The sequence below is a fragment of the Streptomyces sp. NPDC020898 genome, from assembly GCF_044333925.1.
GTDB lineage: Bacteria > Actinomycetota > Actinomycetes > Streptomycetales > Streptomycetaceae > Streptomyces.
In genome coordinates this window covers 131,148-148,843 of the sequence record NZ_JBIRRV010000007.1, presented here as the reverse complement: position 1 = coordinate 148,843, position 17,696 = coordinate 131,148, and the positions used below count along the sequence as shown (strand labels likewise).

Genomic DNA, 17,696 nt, shown 5'->3' with positions numbered 1-17,696 from the left:
GGAGCCCGGCCGACAGGAAAGCGAGCCCGGCATGACATCCCAGCCCTCCGCGGCGCCCATGACCCTCACCACCGTTGTGGCCAGCACGCGCCCCGGACGTGTGGGCAGATCTGTCGCCGACTGGTTCACCCTCCGGGTGGCGGAGTGCGACCAGTTCGAGTCGCACACCGTCGACCTGCACGAACTCGCTCTCCCCTTCTTCGACGAGCCGCATCCGCCCGCCCTGCGGCAGTACACGAAGAGCCACACCCGCGAATGGAGCCGGATCGTCGACGCGTCGGACGCGTTCGTCTTCGTCACCCCGGAGTACAACGGCGGCTTCCCCGCCCCGCTGAAGAACGCGTGGGACTACCTCGCCGTGGAGTGGCAGCACAAGCCGGCCGGGTTCGTCAGCTACGGCGGCGTTTCGGCGGGCACCCGCGCGGTGCAGATGGGTAAGCAGGTCGTAGCGAACCTCAGGATGCTGCCGATCGGTCCGACCGTGAGCATCCCGTTCGTCAGCGGGCTCGTCGAGGACGGCGACTTCAGACCCGGCAAGATTCACGAGGCCGCCGCCGAGCAGGTCCTTGACGAACTCGCGCGCACGGCCCGTGTCATGCGGCGGCTGCGCAGCGGGACGTACTGACCCGGCGGCGTACGCATGCGAAGGCGCCCGGAACGATGTGCTCCGGGCGCCTTCGGTGTCTGCGGTGCTTTGGTGTCTGCGGTGTCTGCGCGGGGCGGGTTCGCCGCCGGTTCAGACGGGCCTGGACGGGGCTTTTCCGTCCGGCGGTGCCGTGCTGCCGCGCAGGATCAGTGATCCGGGGGAGACCGAGGTGTAGGGACCGTCGTTGCCCGGCTTGGTCTTGAGCCGGCGCATCAGCCACAGTGCGCAGCCGGTGGCCATCTCCTGGATCGGCAGACCGATCGTGGTGAGTCCGGGACCCCACCAGGAGAACCCCGGCTCGTCCCCGAACCCGACCACGGACAGTTCCCCGGGCACCTTCACGCCCTGTGCGGACAACTCCTCCAGGACCCCCAGGGTGAGCTGGACCGATCCCAGGACGAGGCCCGTGGGCGCGTCCGGCCCCTTGAACAGCCGGCGCACCGCCTGGCGCCCGTGGTCCACGGATGCCGGCGGCCCCAGCTCCGTAAATCCGGCGTCGTCCGGCAGGCCGCCCTCGCTCAGGGCGCTGCGGAAGCCGCGCAGACGCTCCGCGCCCGTGGGCAGTTCCTCGGGGCCGCCCAGATACGCGACGCGCGTGTGGCCCAGCGCCACCAGGTGGGCCGTGGCCTGACGCAGCGACTCGTGGTCGTCCACCCCGAACCACTGGGAACCGAGCGACGGGTGGCGGCGCAGCAACTGGAGGTGCGGCACGGCCTTGAGCAGCTTGACCGACTCGCTGTGCGGGCGGGCGGTGGGCACGATGATGACGCCGGCCACGCGGTTGGCGGACAGTTCGCGCAGGTGACGCAGCTCCACCATCCGGTCGTCGTCGGTCTCGGAGAGCATCAGCTGGAAGCCCTCGGCCTCCATGTTCTTGGACAACTCGTGCGCGATGGTCGAGTAGAAGCTGTTGCGGATGTCCGGGATGACCAGCGCGACCACGTTGCTGGACGCGCCGCGCATCATCCGGGCGGCACGGTTGCCGACGTACCCCATCTCGGAAGCGGCCTGACGGACCCGGAACTTGGTCTCCTCGCTGATGCGGGGATCGTCGGAGAGTGCCCGGCCGACCGTCGAGACGGAGATTCCGAGGCGTTCGGCGATGTCCCTGGTCGTGATCACGTAAGGCCCCCCTTGGACTGGCTGATCCCGTTGCCGTCACTTTCCGTGTGCCAACGATAGCGCTCTCGTCGCGCTCAGTGGTCGGCGAAGTGGAGGTGCCGGGCTGGCCCTCATCTTTATGCTAACGTTAGCACTGCTGAATGGGCCGTGCAGCCGCCCGCGGCTGCCTAGTTGCGGAGGTGTCCGTGCGGATCGTCAGGTATGCCGTCGACGGCGTGCGTCACTACGGAGAACTCGAAGCCGGTGACGCCAGGATCGCGAGATTCGAGGGTGACCCCTTCACCGGACTGCTCCCTACGGGAGATATCGACGAAGTCGGCGACGTGGTCGTTCTCGCGCCGCTGGAGCGGCCCCGGATCTTCGGGTTCGCCTACAACTACGCCTCGCACGTCGACGAGACCGATCGTGAGGTTCCGGAAGTTCCCGTGTGCTTCATGAAGCCGAGCACCGCGGTGATTGGACCGGATGACGCCATCGTCTATCCGGCGGATGGTGAACTGATCCATTTCGAGGGCGAGTTGGTCGTCGTCATCGGAAAGGAAGCCCGTCATGTGAAGCCCTCCGAGGCCCATGAATACATCCTCGGTTATACGTGCGGCAATGATGTCAGTGACCGCATCGTCCAGCGCAAGGAAAGCGCGTTCGGAACGCTTCTCATCGGCAAGGGGCAGGACACCTTCGCTCCCCTCGGGCCGGTCATCGCGACCGGACTCGACCCTGCGGCACTGGCACTGACGACCCGTGTGAACGGCACCGTCGTGCAGTCGGCGAGCACCGCCGATCTGCTGCTCGCCGTGCCCGGCATCGTCAGCTACCTCAGCCGCTATCTGACGCTGCTGCCCGGAGACGCGATCATGACCGGCACGCCCGCCGGAGTCGGGCCGATCCGTCCCGGGGACGAGATCGAGGTCGAGATCGAGGGCATCGGCGTCCTGCGCAATCCCGTCGTGGCCGACAGCCGCTGACTCCGGACGCCTGCCGGACGAGCCCGCACAGGGGCCTGCCCACCGCACCGAGCGGTGGGCAGGCCCCTGTTGCGTGATGGCGCCGGTCGGCAGGCCGAGCGGGTCGGGCGAAGTCCGGAGCCGTTCGGCTGCGCCCCAAAGGGGTGCAGGGGGACTGCGTGACCAGCCGCGCCGGCCCCGCAGTCCCCCTGCCGCACTTCCCGCAGAACCCTTACCGGACCGCGTTGTTGAACTGCCCGGGGCGGACGAAGAGCAGCGCCAGGACTCCCAGCAGCGGCAGGGCTGTGACCTGCAGAAGTCCTGCGCGGCTCCAGCCGAAGGAGTCCACCAGGGCGGCGAAGAGCAGGCCCGAGAACGCCGCCGTCCCGTAGTAGCTGGTGACGAAGAGACCGGAGGCCCGCCCGATCTGCCCGGGGCGGACGGACCGCTGCATCGCGCTGTTGGTGTTGGGATAGACGAAGCCCAGGCCGAAGGCGCCCATGAGGAACGCGAACACGCACTGCAGGCCGACTCCGGCCTGTGTCTCGTAGATGCACACGCTGATGGCGGAGACGGCCAGCATGCTCCCGATCAGCAGGTTGCGCTGGTTCACACGGTCGCCGAGCCAGCCGCCGAGAACGGCGGACATGCCGCCGAAACCGAGGAGGCTCATGGCCAGCGCGGCCTGCTCGGTGGAGTAGTGCAGCGAGGTGATGAGGTACGTCGGGTAGAGGCCGAGGAACCCGTAGATGGCCACGCCGCTGATGACCGAGTGGACGGCCAGCGCGATGGTGTTGCGGTTGTAGGCGGAGGCCGGCATGTGCCCGTAGGTCCTGGTCGAGACGATCTTCTCGGCGGAGTGCTCGGTCAGACCGGATTTCACGAGGAACAGGCAGGCCGCGGCGATCAGCAGCCCCGCCGCGCCGAACAGGTAGAAGGGCGCGTGCCAGGTGCCGTGCAGACTCATCAGCCGGACGCCGATGAGCGGGGCGATGAACACGCCGACGGAGTAGCCCATGCCGATGATGCCGAAGGCGAGGCCGCGCCGGTGGGCGAAGAAGGCGCCGAGCGCCGCGAAGATGGCGGCGGACTGCATGCCCTCGCCGAAGCCCGAGACGACCCGGTACAGCGTCATGTCGGCGAATCCGGTGGCCAGCGGCGTGGCCATCGTGCCCAGGGAGTAGATCACGATGCTGACCAGTAGCACGGTCTTGCGGCGGAAGCGGTCCAGGAGATAGCCCGCCGGCAGACCGGCCAGGGCCATGCCGAGGGTGAAGTTCGTCGCCAGCAGCCCGCCCTGCTCCAGGGAGAACCCGAACTCCGCGCGGATGTTGGGCAGCAGCGGAGGAAAGACCTGGCGGTCCATCGCGTTGACCATGTAGGAGAGGACCACCAGCAGGAAGCCCACGCCGATCATGAGGCGGGAAATGGGAGCGGGACTGCTTTCCCGCGTTTCGGCTGCGGGCACGGTACTGGTGTCGACTTGCGCTGCGTGAGTCATAGCGGCTCCTGAGAAGGAATGGGCCACGGCAGGCCGCGGCGGACCCCATCACCCATGCGGGGCGGTAAGGGCACGACGGGAAGCGGTGAGCTGAACACGGACTCGAGACGGCGACGGAAGTGCCGTCGCCGACTGGTGGAATGCGGGCGACGTGCTGCCGCGCGGTCGGACACCGCATGCGGAATGCAGCCGAATATCGCCCGTCGGGGACGTCCGTGGCTATGGCGTCTTCGACAGCCGGACCCTGTGCGGACACTTATCGGTCACACGGTCGGCGCTGGCTGAAACCATGAGGGGGAAGTCTCCGGCGCGTCAAGATGTGGACACCGCATTTCTTCCGAGTTCCTCGTTTTCGCGTGATGAGGGGGTTCCCGGGCTCGGAACGGAGCCTGCCGCGGGCCGTCCGGAGGCCGGAGGGGCGCCGCACTCTTGACGCGTTGAAGACCCTCAGTGCTATCGTTAGCACCGCGTGGCTGTGACAAAGTGATTCGACGTGCCCCGGCATCTCGTGACCCGTTCCACCGGGCGTACTTCGGCTCCCGCACCGACCACAAGTCGGCGAGCGCCGGTGACACCAGACCCGAGCCCAGCGACCCCCTCCGCCCACCCCGGGCGGCCGACGGCCCAACGGACATGCCGACGGCTGCCCTTCCGGGTGGCGATCAGACCCGCTCACCGGACACGACCGGGAAAGACGCCCGGCAGTCCGCAGCGGCCGCACGATTCTGCGAGGACGACCTGCCATGAAACCACCGAGCCGCCCCGGCACCGTGCTGCTCACCGACTTCGCCTGGCCCGACGACTCCGTGGAGCGATCGGTCATCGAGAAGGCGGGCCACACCCTGGTGACCGGCCCCGCCGATCCCGCCTCCGCAGAGGCCATCGAGGAACTGGTGGCCGAGCACCGGCCCGCCGGGATCCTGACCTGCTGGGCCCCCGTCTCCGCCACCGCGATCGGCACCTCGCCGGATCTGCGGATCGTGGCCAGGCTCGGCGTCGGCCTCGACAACATCGCCGTGGACACCGCCACCGAGCGCGGCGTGTGGGTCACCAACGTGCCGGACTACTGCGTCGGGGAGGTCTCCGACCACGCCGTCGGCATGGTGCTGGCCTGGACGCGGGGCCTGGCCGTCTCCGACCGGAAGGTCCGCGCGGGCCGCTGGGACCCGGCCGGCGCCCGGCTGCGCCGGCTGTCCACGCTGACCTGCGGCGTCGTCGGATTCGGCCGCATCGGTCGCGCCACCGTCGGCAAGCTCGGTGCGTTCGGCTGCCGGATCCTGGCCCACGACCCGCACCCGCCGAAGGACGCCCAGGGAGTGGAGATGGTGGGCCTGGAGGACCTGCTGCGCAGCAGCGACGTGGTGATCCTCCACGTGCCGCTCACCCCCGGCACCCACCACCTCATCGGCGCCGAGCAGCTGGCGCTGATGCCGGCGGGCGGCCTGCTGGTCAACGTCAGCCGGGGCGGCCTGGTGGACACCGACGCGGTGATCAAGGCGCTGGACAGCGGGCACCTGGACGGGGCCGCCTTCGACGTCCTGGAGACCGAACCGCACGTCCCCGCAGGGCTGTTGGACCAGCCGGGCGCCCTGCTCACCCCGCACATCGCCTTCTCCTCCGACGCCTCGGTCACGGAACTGCGCCGCCGCGCCGCCGAGGAGGTCGTACGGATCCTGGCGGGCGAGGCACCGGCCCATGCCTGCAACACGCCCCGGGGTCTGCCCACCGGGCCGGGGGAGCGTCGATGAACCGGCCACCCGTGCAGGCGAGCCCGGAACCCGAGCTGACCGACTTCCTGACCGTCCACGAACTCGCCGGCCCCGGCGAAGCCGCCCACTGGACGCCGCTGGCCGGCGGGGTCTCTTCCGACCTGTGGCGAGTGGACCTGCCGGGACGCTCCCTCTGCGTCAAACGCGCCCTGGCCAAGCTGAAGGTCGCCGCCGACTGGCAGGCACCGGTGTCGCGCAACGCCTACGAATGGGCGTGGATGCGGTTCGCGTCCCGGCACCGCCCGGACAGCGTGCCCGAACTGCTCGCCCACGACCCCGATGCCGGCGTCTTCGCGATGGCGTTCCTGCCGCCCGAGCGCTACCCCGTGTGGAAGACGCAGTTGCTGGACGGAGAGGTACGGGTGGAGACCGCGGCGGCCGTCGGGGAACTGCTCGGCACCCTGCACGCGGCGAGCGCGCGCGACGCCGCCCTCGCCGCGGAGTTCGCCACCGACGACAACTTCCACGCCCTGCGCATCGAGCCGTACCTGCTGGCCACCGCCGCCGCGCACCCCGGCCTGAACGACATCATCCAGGGCCTCGCCGACCGCACGGCCACCACACACCTCGCCCTGGTGCACGGCGACGTCAGCCCCAAGAACATTCTCGTCGGACCGTCCGGGCCCGTGCTGCTGGACGCCGAGTGCGCCTGGTACGGCGACCCGGCATTCGACCTCGCCTTCTGCGTCAACCATCTGCTCCTCAAGAGCCTGGTGGTCCCCGGGCGCCGCGCCGATCTCCTGCGGTCCGCCCGGGTGCTGGCCGAGATGTACGGCCGGTGCGTCGACTGGGAACCCCGGCCGGCCCTCGACGCGCGGGCCGCGTCACTGCTGCCGGCGCTGCTGCTCGCCCGCGTGGACGGCAAGTCCCCGGTCGAGTACCTCACGGACGACCGGCACCGGCTGTTCGTACGCACGGCGGCATCGGCCCTGCTCCGGGCACCCGCCCCGACCGTGGCGGACGTCCTGGACGCCTGGGCGACCGCACTGTTGGCGCCGACCGGGTCCGGCAGCGGCCGACCGGTCTGACCCGAGGAGAGACACATGCGCAGAGTTGTCACCGGCCATGACGCGAACGGCAGATCGGTCGTCGTCAGCGACGGTCCCGTCCCGCGCAGCCGGACGTTCACCAGCCTGCCGGGCTGGGTGTCCCGCCTGCCGTGGGCCACCGAACCCGGCGAGCAGGTCAGCATGGCCGGAGAGGACCCCACGCCGAAGGTCACCAGTCTGCTTCCGGCGCCCGGCGGCACGCGGTTCATCGTCCTGACCTTCCCGCCGGACACCGCGATGGCCGACCCGGCGTTCGACCCTGTCGCCTTCGACCAGGAGCAGCGCGCCGACTCGCCCGGCCTCGCGGAACTCATCGAGCCCGACGGCATGCACGCGACACCGACGGTGGACTACGGCATCGTCCTCCAGGGCGAGATCGTCCTCGAACTCGACGACGGCCGGTGCACCCGCCTCTCGGCCGGCGACATCGTGATCCAGAACGGCACCCGGCACGGCTGGCGCAACCGCACCGACCAACCGGTCACGGTGGCATTCGTCCTCGTCGGCGCGGAACGCGACGGCTGACTCCGCGACCGGCTCCGCGATATCGCCGGACAGCCATCGGAAACGGCGGCCCACCGCCGCCGGAATCCACAGGCTGACCTTGACCGCCGCACGCGCCGACCCTCCTCCTTCGCCGGCGTCACTGTCCCGAAAAGCCCCGCCATCAACAACCCACCCCGTGGGCACGAGGCCCCCCGCCCCGACCCACCAGCAGGCCCAGGATGCCTCGATCCTCGTTGTCGTACCCCACCCCTAAGCTCCACGCCATGCTGAGGCTGTCCAGCTGTCCCCAGGTGTCGGATCTGCCCGCCCAGGTGACCCACCTGGAAGCGGGCGAACTTCCCTGGCGGGACCTCTCCCTTCTGAAGCGGCTCACCGCCCTGACCACGATGAACCTGCGGCACAGCGCCCTGACCGACATCGGCGGGATCGGCGCCTTCCCGGAACTCGAGCAGCTCAGCCTCCTGGGCTGCGACCGGGTGGAGGACCGGACGCCCCTGTTGGAGGTCCCCCGGCTGCGGGAGCTGCAACTGACCCAGGACCGCGGATCCGAGCAGCCGTCCGCCCCGGTGCTCGAGCGGCTGCTGGCGGCCGGAGTCACCCGGGTCCCCTGGTACGTGCGCTGGTGAGACCCGGGGCACTTCGCCCCCTCCGTCTGCCGCAGCTCAGGCAGCCGCGAGCTTCCGGATGCGCGGGTGGTTCTCCAGGGCCCACCGCACGGTCTTCGGCGGGCGCCCGAGGAGGGTTTCCAGCTGGTCGGTGGCGCCGCGGTATCCGCCGCCGCCCATCAGCCGGGTCAGGGTCTTGAGGTGCTCGGCGGTGTGCGGGAACGCGGCCAGGGCGGTGTCGACGTAGGTCTCGTTCCAGGTTTCGACGTCCATGGGGACGTAGGTGACCGGGCGTCCCAGTACGGCGGCGTAGTCCTGCGCGAGGGCGTGCATGTCCTTGAGTTCCGGGCCGTTGAGGGCGTAGGACTTCGAGATGTGCGGCGCCGGGTCGACAAGGATCTTCACGCACAGCTCCGCCACGTCGTAACCCGCGATGGGCGCGAGCCGGTGGTCGCCGAAGGGCAGGCGCAGTTCACCGTGGGCCAGCGGCTCCAGGGCCAGCCAGGTCATCAGGGGGTTCTCGACGAACATGGCCGCCTGGATGTTGACGGTCGGCAGGCCGGACCAGCCCAGCACCTGCTCGGCGACCCAGTGGGCGCGTTGCTGCGGCGACCACTGCGTGACGAGTCCACCGAGCCACGCACGCCGTTCCTCCTCCGGTGCGGTCATCTTGTCGAACGTCATGAACGACTGCTCGTACTCGGAGATGTTGACAAAGGCCTCGATGCCGCCCTGGGCCCGCGCCGCGGCGGCCATCAGACTGACGGCGTCGGTGTAGTACGGCGACAGGCTCATGCTGAAGTAGATGCGCCGGACGCCCTTCAATGCGGCGCTCACGTCGGCGATGTCGAGCAGGTCACCGACGAAGACCTCGGCGCCGGCCTGCCGGAGCGAACCAGCGCGTTCGTCGTCCTGGCGCACGAACGCGCGCACCGGGTGCCCTTGTTCGAGCAGCATGTCGACCATCGTTCGGCTCACACCGCCGATTTCGCCGGCGGCACCGGTGATCAGGATGGGAGTGCGCTCTGACATCAATGTGTCCTCTGTCTGGTGGGGGAGATTGTCTGGTGGGGGAGGTGTCGGCTGTTCGGAGAGCCCCCGGGCCGACAGCGGGTGTCGGCGACCGAATCGGCGCCGCCCCGTATGAGCCCGCGTGTCAGCCGGTCAGCCGGTCAGTCAGTCAGCCGGCCAGTTGGTTCATCTTGCGGATCTGCTTGTCGAAGATCCCGGCGGGTGCGAGGCGGCGCAGGATGCGCGCGCGTCCGGCCAGGGGGCCCGCGGTGTAGCGCACGTTCGGGTTGGTGTCGGTCGCCGCCGTGACGATCGCCTTGGCGACGACGGTGGGGGCGTCGCCGTCCCTGACCGCGTCCGCCATCACGCGGTCGATGGTCTGCCGGCCCTTCGCGTAGATGTCCAAGGGCATGTCGGGCCGCGCGCTGTTGGTCTCGAAACCGGTCCTGGTGTAGGCGGGTTCGACGATGACCGCCCGGATACCGTGCTCACGGACCTCGTGGTCCAGGGACTCGGAGTAGCCCTCGACTGCGTGCTTGGACGCGGCGTAGGCGGCCATGTACGGCTGGGGCAGGAACCCGAGTACGGACGAGATGTTGATGATGCGTCCGTGTCCCCGGGAGCGCATGTGCGGCAGGACCTCGTTCACCATGCGCATGACCCCGAACACGTTGGTGTCGAAGACGCCCTGGGCCTGTGCGACGGAGGTTTCCTCGGCCGCACCCATCGAGCCGACGCCGGCGTTGTTGACCAGGACGTCGATCCGTCCGAACAGCCCGATCACCTTCCCGACGGCAGTGGCGACCGAGGCGTCGCTGGCCACGTCGAGGTCGACGAACGTCACCCCGTCGAGCGGGGCGACACGCGAGGTGTCGCGGCCTGTGCCGACCACCTCGAAGCCCGCCGCGACCAGCGCGAGTGCGGTCTCCTTCCCGATGCCGGATGACGCACCCGTCACGAGTGCCACCGGTCGGTCTGTCGTCATCATGGACTCCCACGCTCATTGCAAAACTGATCGGTTTCCAACGACTGTAAACCGATCGGTTTCCGCGTGCAAGTTCAAGGTGGGAGTGAGTGAGGGTCCGGGTGGTGCCGGGATGCCGGTCGGGTTCCTTGTGGGCGGGAGGCCCCCTGCGGGAACGGCGGCATGGCCAGGATCGGTTGCGTGGGGGAGGTGCGCGGGAAGCGGCAACCGAGCCTTCAGGAAAGGCGATGCGTCAGCGGCGCACGCCTGCCGCGTCGAGCAGGATGGTCACCGTGGGCTCCACGAGCCCCGTCAGCTTGTCGGCTCCGATCCCCGCGCGGGCGTTGGCGCCGTCGAAGACCAGGATGAGCTGCCGGGACAGCAGGTCGGGATCGCTCGCCCCACCCTGTTCCGCCTCGGCACGGAAGAACGCCGTCAGGTTCGCCTTGATCCCGTGGGCAACCCGGCAGGCGGGGTGGGTCTGGTCCTTGAGTTCGACCTGGACAGCCAGATACCGGCAGCCTCGGAAGTCGGGCGTATCAGCCTGCGACTCGACCTGCTCGAAGACGTGCAGGATCCGCTCCCGGGGGGAGCGGCCGTCGTCCGCCGCCGGGAGGAGGGTCGCCACGAAGCCGGAGGCGCGCTCTGTCAGGCTCACCGCCAGCAGCTCGTCCTTGCTCTCGAACAGCTGGTACAGGGAGCGCTTCGACACCCCCGCCGCCTTGCACAGCGCCTCGACGCCGATGCCGACCCCGTCTCGGTAGGTGAGCGTGGCCGCCGCCTCCAGCAGCCGCTCCCTGGTGCTTGGCTTCACTTCAGTGGTCATATCGCGAGGTTAACTCGATGTGGACGAAATGAAAACCGATCGGTTTTCAGGCCGGGTCGGGCCGGGACGGAATGGCGCACCGGAGCGGACGCCAGTGAGAATCCGTTCCGGATCACGTCACGTCCGCGACCCCCGCGACTTCCGTGCCCCCCGCGACCGGAACCTCGCTCTCCCGCCACCCCGTCACCAGCGCCCGCAGCGCCCGCTCGTAGCAGTCGGCGACCGCGAGGCCCGGCGGCTCGTTCCCCGACAGCACCAGGGACACGAGGCCGTGGGCCGTCGCCCAGACCGACAGTGCGATGACCTCGGAGTCGGACGCGGTACCGAACTGCCCGGCCTGCTGTCCGCGACGCACGGCGTCGACGAGGGGTCGGTATGTCTCGGCGACCTCGCGCGGCCTCTCCGAGTCCGACGGGCAGTGGGCCCTGCGGTCGGAGAAGAGGATCGCGTAGAGATGCGGGTTGGCGACGGCGTACTCGCGATAGGCGAGCCCGAGGCGGATCACGTCGCCGGCCGGATCTGCCGTCGGACGGATGGTGGCCAGGCGCTCGACGAAGAGGTGCACGGCCTCCTGGTACAGGCTGCTGAGCAGGCCGGCCTTGTTGCCGAACAGCGAGTAGACCGCCGTGGTCGAGGTTTTCGCGTCGGCCGCGAGCTGTCGCAGGCTCAGCGCGGCGGTACCGCGGTCGAAGACCGTGGCGGCCGCGCGGTGCAGGAGCCTGAGCCGGAGCGCTTCGTCATGTGTCTTGGGCTTGGCCATGGCGCCAGCATATTGCAACAGCGTTACGAATGACTCCGTGACGTCGTATCGCCTGCGCTTCGGTGGCCCGGCCCTGTCTCGGCATCCGTCAACCCTGTGTCAGTCGTCTCTGAATAGGAGCAGGTCAGGGCGATATAGGTGATCCCCATCTGGCTGGGCGGTGGGCGAGCGGGTTTGGAGCGAGCAATCAAAACGCTGTTATGGTTCCTCGTATGCACATCGAACGAACACCCGACGAGTGCTTCGCCGGCCTCTCCGGCTGGCCGTACGAGCCTCGGTACGGCCCGGTCGGTGAGGGCCTGCGCAGGCACTACGTCGACGAGGGGCCGCCCGACGGTCCGGTCGACCGGGCCGCGTTCACCCCGGAGGACTTCTCGCAGGCGGCCGGAGCGTTCCTGCACTGGCGGGAGCAGTCCGAGTCGCCGAACCTGACCGCCTCGTGGGCGGTCGGCAGCCCCGACAGGGCCCTGAACCAGACCGCTCACCGCCTCACCGTTGAGGAAGCGGCCGCCTGTGACGCCCCCTTCCCGTCCGGGCGGTACCTCGCCGGAGTGCGGCAGTTCCCCCGCCTGGTGTCCCTCGACGCCGCGGACCCGCCCGCCTCGATGCTGGTCGACGCCGTTCCCGGCCTCGGCTGACAGCCGGTCCCGAGCGTCGACAGACCCTCGCTCTCCGGCACTTGCACGCCCTGTCGAGCTCGGCAGGGCGTCAGCTTCCCGCCCACCCTCATGAGCCGGTCAAGCCTGTCAAGCCGGTCGTAGGGCTTTGCCATGCGCTTTTCACTGATCCAGGAGACAACATGTTTGAGAGATTCGGGCGTCTGATTCACCGGCGCCGAAAGCCTCTGCTGGTACTGACCTTGCTGTTCGCCGTCCTGTCCGGGGCCTATGGCGCCGGTGTCTTCGGCTCGCTGACCCCGCTCGGCTTCCAGGACCCCGGCTCCGACAGTGCTCGCGCGGCCAAGATCGCCGAGAAGGCGTTCCCGCAGCGGACACCGGATGCGGTGATCGTCTACCGCGACGAGGACCGCACCGTCGACGACCCGTCGTTCCAGCGGGCGGTCGTCAAGCAGGTGGAGTCCCTGCCGAAGGCGGACGTGACCGGCTACCTGCACTACTGGCAGACCAAGATGCCGGCGCAGGTCAGCCACGACCGGCACGCCACCTATGTCGCGCTGAACCTCCACGGCAGCAGCGAGAAGGCCAAGGAGGACTCGTACAAGGCGATCATGGACAAGATCCCGGCACCCGGCCTGGAGACCTTGCAGGGCGGCACGGTACCCACCGGCCATCAGGCCAGTGAGAAGATCGAACACGACCTGAGAACCGCGGAGATCATCTCGGCCCCCGTGCTCTTCCTGCTCCTGCTGGTCGTGTTCGGCAGTCTGGCCGCGTCCTTCCTTCCTCTGATCGTCGGCGTGCTCTCCATCATCGGGTCGATGGCCGTCCTGCGGACCATCGCCAACATCACCGACGTGTCCGTGTTCTCCATGAGCCTGGTCACGATCCTCGGCCTCGCGGTCGCCATCGACTACGGCCTGCTGATCGTCAGCCGCTACCGCGAGGAACTGGAGGCCGGCTACTCCGGGGAAGAGGCGATCGGGCGCACCATCGCGACGGCCGGGCGCACCGTCGTGATCTCCGGCACCACGGTCGCGGCGGCGCTGGCCGGCCTGACCCTCTTCCCGTCGACGTTCCTGAAGTCGATGTCGTACGGCGGTGTGGCCGCGGTCGTGCTGGCGGTGCTCTTCTCGCTCGTCGCCCTGCCCGCACTGCTCGCCGTGATGGGCCCGAAGGTCAACGCCTTCCCGCTGCGCCGCAAGAAGGCCGCGCGCCCCACGGCGGCCGGCGAGGGTGCCTGGTACCGGTTCGGGCACGGCCTGATGCGGCGGCGCTGGTTCGTGGTGGTGGGCGCGGTGGGCCTGCTGCTGACACTCGCCCTGCCGTTCTCCAAGATCGAGTTCGGCTCCATCAACGCGCAGCAGCTGCGGAGCACCTCCGAGGGCCGCCAGGTCTTCGAGGCCATGGAGCACGACTTCGACGGCGACGCGGTGAAGTCCATCGACTCGCTGCTCGTGCTGAAGTCCGACGGGACCTCGAAGGCACAGGGCGCGGCGCTCCAGGCGTACGCCGAGCGCCTCGGCGCCACGGAGGGCGCCACGAGCGCTCGGATCAGCGGAGTGGAGGGCGCCACGGCCCGGGTGTCGGTCACCTACGACGGCAACCCCATCTCGACCCATGCGCGGGACCTGGTGAACCGGATCAAGGAGGTACCGGCACCACCGGGTGCCCAGGCCTACATCGGCGGTGAGTCGGCGATCTACGACGACACTCTGGACGCGCTCGGCGAGACCCTGCCGTGGATGCTGCTCTACATCGCGGTGATGACGTACATCCTGCTGTTCCTCGCCTTCGGCTCGGTGCTGCTGCCGTTGAAGGCGATCATGATGAACATGCTGTCGCTGTCCGCCACCTTCGGGGTCCTGGTCTGGATCTTCCAGGACGGCCATCTGAACGGCCTGCTCGGCTTCGATCCGACGGGCAACATCGAGCCCAACATGCCGATCATGCTGTTCGCTCTGATCTTCGGACTCTCCATGGACTACGAGGTGTTCCTGGTGTCCAGAATGCGGGAGCAGTACGACAAGTCGGGCGACAGTACGGAGGCCGTGGCGACCGGGCTGCAGTCCATCGGCCGCCTGGTCGTGAGCGCCGCGGTGCTGATGTGCGTGCCGCTCGCGGCGATCGGGATGAGCGAGGTGCTGACCATCAAGCTCTTCGGCGTCGGCATGGTGTTCGCGGTCCTGGCGGACGTGCTGGTGGTGCGCGTTCTGCTGGGAACGGCCGTCATGAGGCTGCTGGGCAGGGCGGCCTGGTGGGCCCCGGGCCCCCTCGCCCGCTTCTACGACCGGTTCGGCATCAAGGAGGGTGACATGCCGGAGGTCACCGACGTGCCGGCGGACACCGACAGGCGGGTCCCCGTCGCGCGCTGAATCCGGCGAGAGGCGAGGCGGCTTGCATATGGAAACCGATCGGTTTACGGTGGTGGAACCGATCGGTTTCTCATTGCGAGCATTATGGAGGCAGTCATGACCGCACTCAAGGGCGCCAACGTCTTCGTCACCGGCGGCAGTCGCGGCATAGGCAAGGCGCTGGTGGAGGAGCTCTATGCACGCGGTGCGGCCAAGGTCTACGCCACGGCCCGCGACCCGCGCAGCGTGACGCACCCCGACGCCGTCCCGGTGGCGCTGGAGGTCACCGACCCGGCTTCCGTGGTGGCGGCCGCCGCGCAGGCCGAAGACGTCACCGTACTGATCAACAACGCCGGCGCGTCGGTCGGCGCGTCCTTCCTCGACTCCCCGGTCGACGACGTGCGCCGGGAGTTCGAGACCAACTTCTACGGCCCGCTGCTGGTCGCCCGGGCCTTCGTGCCCGTCATCGAGCGCAACGGCGGCGGCCACCTCCTCAACGTGCACTCCGTGCTCTCCTGGATCGCCCTCGGCGGCTCCTACAGCGCCTCCAAGGCCGCCCTCTGGTCGCAGACCAACTCCCTGCGTCTGGAGCTCCAGCCGCGCGGCATCGCTGTCACCGGACTGCATGTGGGATACGTGGACACGGACCTGGCGGCCGGCGTCGACGCACCGAAGTCCGACCCCCGTGCCGTCGCCGCCCTCGCCCTCGACGGCGTCGAGACGGGAGCGTACGAGGTGCTCGCCGACGACATCTCACGGCAGGTCAAGGCGGGCCTGGCCGGGGACCTGGCAGGGCTGTACGCCCAACTGGCGAAGTAGGGCGAAGGCGGGCCGCTTCATCGCGCTGGAGCGGCACGATGTGCCGGCCGACCCCGCGGTCAGGTCCCTGTTGCCGGGGGCGTGGCCCCGGGTCGGGGCCGGCCCCGGGTCAGTCCGGCCTCCACGGCGGCGAGCAGGGTGAGGGCCGCGTCGAGGTGGCGGGTGTCCTGGTCGGCGGCCTCGGAGACGGCGGCGGCCCATTCCTGTCGAACGAGGTCGGAGTTGCCGCGCCCGCGCTCCGTGGAGTGGACCGTGACCCCGCGACCGTCGCTCGAGTGGGCGTGCCGCTCGATGAAGCCCTTGTCCTCCAGTCCGCGCAGGACGGTGGACAGGTTGGTGCGCTGCAGCCCGGTCGCGGAGGCGATACGGCTGGGCGTGGCGGCGGGGTCGTGCTTCAGGTAGCGCATCACCATGCCCTCGGACTGGGACAGGTGGACGGCCCGCTCATCCGCGTAGCGGCGGAACTGGATCTCCCGGCTGATGATCAGCACGAGGTCGGCCAGGTCGGCCCATCGCTGGTCCCCGTTAGCCCCTTCCGCCCCCTCGGCCCGGTCGGCCCCGTCCGGTCCGGCTGTGGGGGCCGTCTGCTGGGCTCTGTCGTGCATCACATCTCCCGGGTGCGGGTTGCCAAGAAACTAGTTATGACATCATACTCGTCATGCCCTCATAGTTATGAGTGCATAATCACTAGCGAGGATCTGTCATGACGACAACCTTTCCCCTTGGGCAGGCCGGGACCGCGGCGGCCTCGCCCCGGGCCGTGGCCCGCGCGGGTGGGCTGCACCCGTTCGGAGTGTTCGTCCTGCTGGCCGGCGCGTTCCTGCCGATCATGGATTTCTTCATCACCAACGTGGCCCTTCCCAGCATCGACGCCTCGCTGCACGCTTCGGCCTCGTCGCTCGAGCTGGTGATCGCCGGATACGGCGTCGCGTACGCGACCCTGCTGGTCCTCGGAGGCCGGCTGGGCGACCGCTACGGCCGCCGCCGTGTCTTCCTCGGCGCGCTCGTGGGCTTCGTCCTGGCGTCGCTGGCCTGCGGTGTCGCCCCTGGCGTGGGCGCGCTGATCGCGGCCCGCATCGTCCAGGGCGCCACCGCCGCCCTCCTCGTCCCGCAGGTGCTCGCGACCTTCCACCACGTCCTCGAAGGAGAGCGCAAGGCTCGCGCCGTGGCCCTGTACGGGGCGACCTCCGGCATCGCCGCCGTGGTCGGGCAACTGGTGGGCGGTCTGCTGGTCAGCGCCGACATCGCCGGCACCTCCTGGCGTCCCATCTTCCTGGTCAACGTGCCCATCGGCGTGGTCGTCCTCCTGGTCGCGGCCCGCATCGTGCCCGCCACCCGCTCGGACCACCCCGTCGGCATCGACCTGCCCGGCACCATCCTGTTCGCCGCCACCCTGACGGCCCTGCTCGTCCCGCTGACCGAGGGTCACTCGCTGGGCTGGCCCTGGTGGACCTGGCTGCTGCTCGCCGCCGCGGTCGTCCTGGGCGCCGCCACCTACGTCGTGGAGAAGCGTGCCGAGCGACGCGGCGAGGTCCCGCTGCTGCCGCCGTCCCTGCTGCGGCTGCCGTCGATGTCCCGAGGCCTGGCCATGGTGTTCGCCTTCAGCATCGGTTTCGGCGCGTTCATGTTCGTCTTCGCCCTCACCGTCCAGAACGGCCTGCACGCCGACGCCCTGCACAGCGGCCTGGCGATCCTGCCCATGGCCCTGCTCTTCTTCGCCGGTTCGCTGGTCGCACCCCGCCTGATCACCCGGTTCGGCCGGGCCGCGCTGTCCGTCGGCGCCGCCGTCCAACTCGCCGGACTGGTCTCACTGGTGACGCTCCTGCTCCGGAACTGGCCGCACGTCAGCCTGTGGTCGATGGCCGTACCGCTCGCCCTGGTCGGCGCCGGACAGTCGATGCTCTTCGCCGGCCTGTTCCGCAGTGTGCTCGCCGACGTCCCCACCCACCTGGCCGGTATCGGCAGCGGCGTGCTGATCACCCTGCAGCAGAGCGGACTGGCTCTCGGCGTGGCCACCCTGGGCACCCTCTACCTGGCCCTGGCGCCGCATGACGTCGCCCACGCGTTCGCCGGAGTCGAGTACGTACAGATGGGCATCGTCGCCCTGCTCGCCGTCGGCGCCGCCGCCCTGCCGCGCTTCACCAAGGCCACGCCCGCCGCCACTCCCGTCGTCGACGCCTGAAGCCGACCTGCTCGAAAGAG

Annotated in this window: 17 protein-coding genes; 10 read left to right on the top strand and 7 right to left on the bottom strand. The window is 69.5% G+C overall.

The window, feature by feature from the left end; genetic code table 11:
* Nucleotides 1-31 precede the first annotated feature (31 nt).
* On the top strand, nucleotides 32-625 hold the full coding sequence (locus tag ACH4TV_RS23175) for an NADPH-dependent FMN reductase (RefSeq protein WP_398400997.1): 594 nt from the start codon (nucleotides 32-34) through the stop codon (nucleotides 623-625).
* A 111-nt stretch (nucleotides 626-736) separates the two neighbouring features.
* Here ACH4TV_RS23175 and ACH4TV_RS23170 read toward each other — a convergent pair whose 3' ends face one another.
* Nucleotides 737-1,768 (bottom strand): LacI family DNA-binding transcriptional regulator, encoded by a 1,032-nt coding sequence (locus tag ACH4TV_RS23170; protein ID WP_398400995.1) that lies wholly within the window; start codon nucleotides 1,766-1,768, stop codon nucleotides 737-739.
* 140 nt (nucleotides 1,769-1,908) lie between these two features.
* On the opposite strand from ACH4TV_RS23170, the gene ACH4TV_RS23165 reads away from it, so the two are divergent.
* Entirely contained in the window at nucleotides 1,909-2,733 is an 825-nt protein-coding gene (locus tag ACH4TV_RS23165; RefSeq protein ID WP_398400993.1) for a fumarylacetoacetate hydrolase family protein, read from the top strand.
* A 211-nt stretch (nucleotides 2,734-2,944) separates the two neighbouring features.
* Here ACH4TV_RS23165 and ACH4TV_RS23160 read toward each other — a convergent pair whose 3' ends face one another.
* Entirely contained in the window at nucleotides 2,945-4,213 is a 1,269-nt protein-coding gene (locus ACH4TV_RS23160) for an MFS transporter (RefSeq protein WP_398400991.1), read from the bottom strand.
* Between the two features lie 743 nt (nucleotides 4,214-4,956).
* On the opposite strand from ACH4TV_RS23160, the gene ACH4TV_RS23155 reads away from it, so the two are divergent.
* The 4 genes from ACH4TV_RS23155 (at nucleotide 4,957) to ACH4TV_RS23140 (ending at nucleotide 8,164) form a co-directional block, all read left to right on the top strand.
* Nucleotides 4,957-5,961 carry a C-terminal binding protein gene (locus ACH4TV_RS23155; protein ID WP_398400989.1) on the top strand — a complete coding sequence of 335 codons (1,005 nt, stop codon included), beginning with the start codon at nucleotides 4,957-4,959 and terminating at the stop codon, nucleotides 5,959-5,961.
* Nucleotides 5,958-7,010, top strand: a complete 1,053-nt coding sequence (locus ACH4TV_RS23150; protein WP_398400987.1) for a phosphotransferase family protein — start codon at nucleotides 5,958-5,960, stop codon at nucleotides 7,008-7,010. Before ACH4TV_RS23155 ends, ACH4TV_RS23150 begins: the two co-directional genes overlap by 4 nt.
* A 15-nt stretch (nucleotides 7,011-7,025) precedes the next feature.
* Nucleotides 7,026-7,556 carry a cupin domain-containing protein gene (locus ACH4TV_RS23145; RefSeq protein WP_398400985.1) on the top strand — a complete coding sequence of 177 codons (531 nt, stop codon included), beginning with the start codon at nucleotides 7,026-7,028 and terminating at the stop codon, nucleotides 7,554-7,556.
* A 245-nt stretch (nucleotides 7,557-7,801) separates the two neighbouring features.
* Nucleotides 7,802-8,164, top strand: coding sequence for a hypothetical protein (locus ACH4TV_RS23140; protein ID WP_398400983.1), 363 nt, complete (start codon nucleotides 7,802-7,804; stop codon nucleotides 8,162-8,164).
* Nucleotides 8,165-8,200: 36 nt separating this feature from the next.
* On the opposite strand, the gene ACH4TV_RS23135 is transcribed toward ACH4TV_RS23140, so the two are convergent.
* The 4 genes from ACH4TV_RS23135 to ACH4TV_RS23120 all read right to left on the bottom strand — a co-directional run bounded on the left by ACH4TV_RS23135 (nucleotide 8,201) and on the right by ACH4TV_RS23120 (nucleotide 11,704).
* Nucleotides 8,201-9,175: an NmrA family NAD(P)-binding protein gene (locus ACH4TV_RS23135; RefSeq protein WP_398400981.1), complete on the bottom strand. Its 975-nt coding sequence runs from the start codon at nucleotides 9,173-9,175 to the stop codon at nucleotides 8,201-8,203.
* Nucleotides 9,176-9,323: 148 nt separating this feature from the next.
* Nucleotides 9,324-10,139, bottom strand: coding sequence for an oxidoreductase (locus ACH4TV_RS23130; protein WP_398401612.1), 816 nt, complete (start codon nucleotides 10,137-10,139; stop codon nucleotides 9,324-9,326).
* Nucleotides 10,140-10,371: 232 nt separating this feature from the next.
* Complete coding sequence (locus ACH4TV_RS23125) at nucleotides 10,372-10,944, bottom strand: TetR/AcrR family transcriptional regulator (protein WP_398400980.1); 573 nt, start codon at nucleotides 10,942-10,944, stop codon at nucleotides 10,372-10,374.
* A 112-nt stretch (nucleotides 10,945-11,056) separates the two neighbouring features.
* Nucleotides 11,057-11,704 carry a TetR/AcrR family transcriptional regulator gene (locus tag ACH4TV_RS23120; RefSeq protein ID WP_398400978.1) on the bottom strand — a complete coding sequence of 216 codons (648 nt, stop codon included), beginning with the start codon at nucleotides 11,702-11,704 and terminating at the stop codon, nucleotides 11,057-11,059.
* A gap of 212 nt (nucleotides 11,705-11,916) precedes the next feature.
* Here ACH4TV_RS23120 and ACH4TV_RS23115 point away from each other — a divergent pair, with 212 nt between their 5' ends.
* From ACH4TV_RS23115 to ACH4TV_RS23105, 3 genes are all read left to right on the top strand, one after another.
* Nucleotides 11,917-12,342 (top strand): hypothetical protein, encoded by a 426-nt coding sequence (locus tag ACH4TV_RS23115; RefSeq protein WP_398400976.1) that lies wholly within the window; start codon nucleotides 11,917-11,919, stop codon nucleotides 12,340-12,342.
* 161 nt (nucleotides 12,343-12,503) lie between these two features.
* Nucleotides 12,504-14,696, top strand: a complete 2,193-nt coding sequence (locus ACH4TV_RS23110; RefSeq protein WP_398400974.1) for an MMPL family transporter — start codon at nucleotides 12,504-12,506, stop codon at nucleotides 14,694-14,696.
* Between the two features lie 96 nt (nucleotides 14,697-14,792).
* Nucleotides 14,793-15,494 (top strand): SDR family oxidoreductase, encoded by a 702-nt coding sequence (locus ACH4TV_RS23105; protein WP_398400972.1) that lies wholly within the window; start codon nucleotides 14,793-14,795, stop codon nucleotides 15,492-15,494.
* A gap of 59 nt (nucleotides 15,495-15,553) precedes the next feature.
* Here the strand turns inward: ACH4TV_RS23105 and ACH4TV_RS23100 are convergent, their stop codons facing one another.
* Nucleotides 15,554-16,099, bottom strand: a complete 546-nt coding sequence (locus ACH4TV_RS23100; RefSeq protein WP_398400970.1) for a MarR family winged helix-turn-helix transcriptional regulator — start codon at nucleotides 16,097-16,099, stop codon at nucleotides 15,554-15,556.
* Nucleotides 16,100-16,197: 98 nt separating this feature from the next.
* Here ACH4TV_RS23100 and ACH4TV_RS23095 point away from each other — a divergent pair, with 98 nt between their 5' ends.
* Entirely contained in the window at nucleotides 16,198-17,676 is a 1,479-nt protein-coding gene (locus ACH4TV_RS23095) for an MFS transporter (protein ID WP_398400968.1), read from the top strand.
* The last annotated feature ends 20 nt before the right edge of the window (nucleotides 17,677-17,696 follow it).

Bases quoted from the DNA above. Each gene is read 5' to 3' on its own strand.
- ACH4TV_RS23130 (WP_398401612.1), bottom strand. From the start codon at position 10,139: ATGACGACAGACCGACCGGTGGCACTCGTGACGGGTGCGTCATCCGGC.
- ACH4TV_RS23150 (WP_398400987.1), top strand. From the start codon at position 5,958: ATGAACCGGCCACCCGTGCAGGCGAGCCCGGAACCCGAGCTGACCGAC.
- ACH4TV_RS23115 (WP_398400976.1), top strand. From the start codon at position 11,917: ATGCACATCGAACGAACACCCGACGAGTGCTTCGCCGGCCTCTCCGGC.
- ACH4TV_RS23095 (WP_398400968.1), top strand. From the start codon at position 16,198: ATGACGACAACCTTTCCCCTTGGGCAGGCCGGGACCGCGGCGGCCTCG.
- ACH4TV_RS23175 (WP_398400997.1), top strand. From the start codon at position 32: ATGACATCCCAGCCCTCCGCGGCGCCCATGACCCTCACCACCGTTGTG.
- ACH4TV_RS23125 (WP_398400980.1), bottom strand. From the start codon at position 10,944: ATGACCACTGAAGTGAAGCCAAGCACCAGGGAGCGGCTGCTGGAGGCG.
- ACH4TV_RS23165 (WP_398400993.1), top strand. From the start codon at position 1,909: ATGGGCCGTGCAGCCGCCCGCGGCTGCCTAGTTGCGGAGGTGTCCGTG.
- ACH4TV_RS23100 (WP_398400970.1), bottom strand. From the start codon at position 16,099: ATGCACGACAGAGCCCAGCAGACGGCCCCCACAGCCGGACCGGACGGG.
- ACH4TV_RS23120 (WP_398400978.1), bottom strand. From the start codon at position 11,704: ATGGCCAAGCCCAAGACACATGACGAAGCGCTCCGGCTCAGGCTCCTG.
- ACH4TV_RS23135 (WP_398400981.1), bottom strand. From the start codon at position 9,175: ATGTCAGAGCGCACTCCCATCCTGATCACCGGTGCCGCCGGCGAAATC.
- ACH4TV_RS23160 (WP_398400991.1), bottom strand. From the start codon at position 4,213: ATGACTCACGCAGCGCAAGTCGACACCAGTACCGTGCCCGCAGCCGAA.
- ACH4TV_RS23105 (WP_398400972.1), top strand. From the start codon at position 14,793: ATGACCGCACTCAAGGGCGCCAACGTCTTCGTCACCGGCGGCAGTCGC.
- ACH4TV_RS23145 (WP_398400985.1), top strand. From the start codon at position 7,026: ATGCGCAGAGTTGTCACCGGCCATGACGCGAACGGCAGATCGGTCGTC.
- ACH4TV_RS23155 (WP_398400989.1), top strand. From the start codon at position 4,957: ATGAAACCACCGAGCCGCCCCGGCACCGTGCTGCTCACCGACTTCGCC.
- ACH4TV_RS23110 (WP_398400974.1), top strand. From the start codon at position 12,504: ATGTTTGAGAGATTCGGGCGTCTGATTCACCGGCGCCGAAAGCCTCTG.
- ACH4TV_RS23140 (WP_398400983.1), top strand. From the start codon at position 7,802: ATGCTGAGGCTGTCCAGCTGTCCCCAGGTGTCGGATCTGCCCGCCCAG.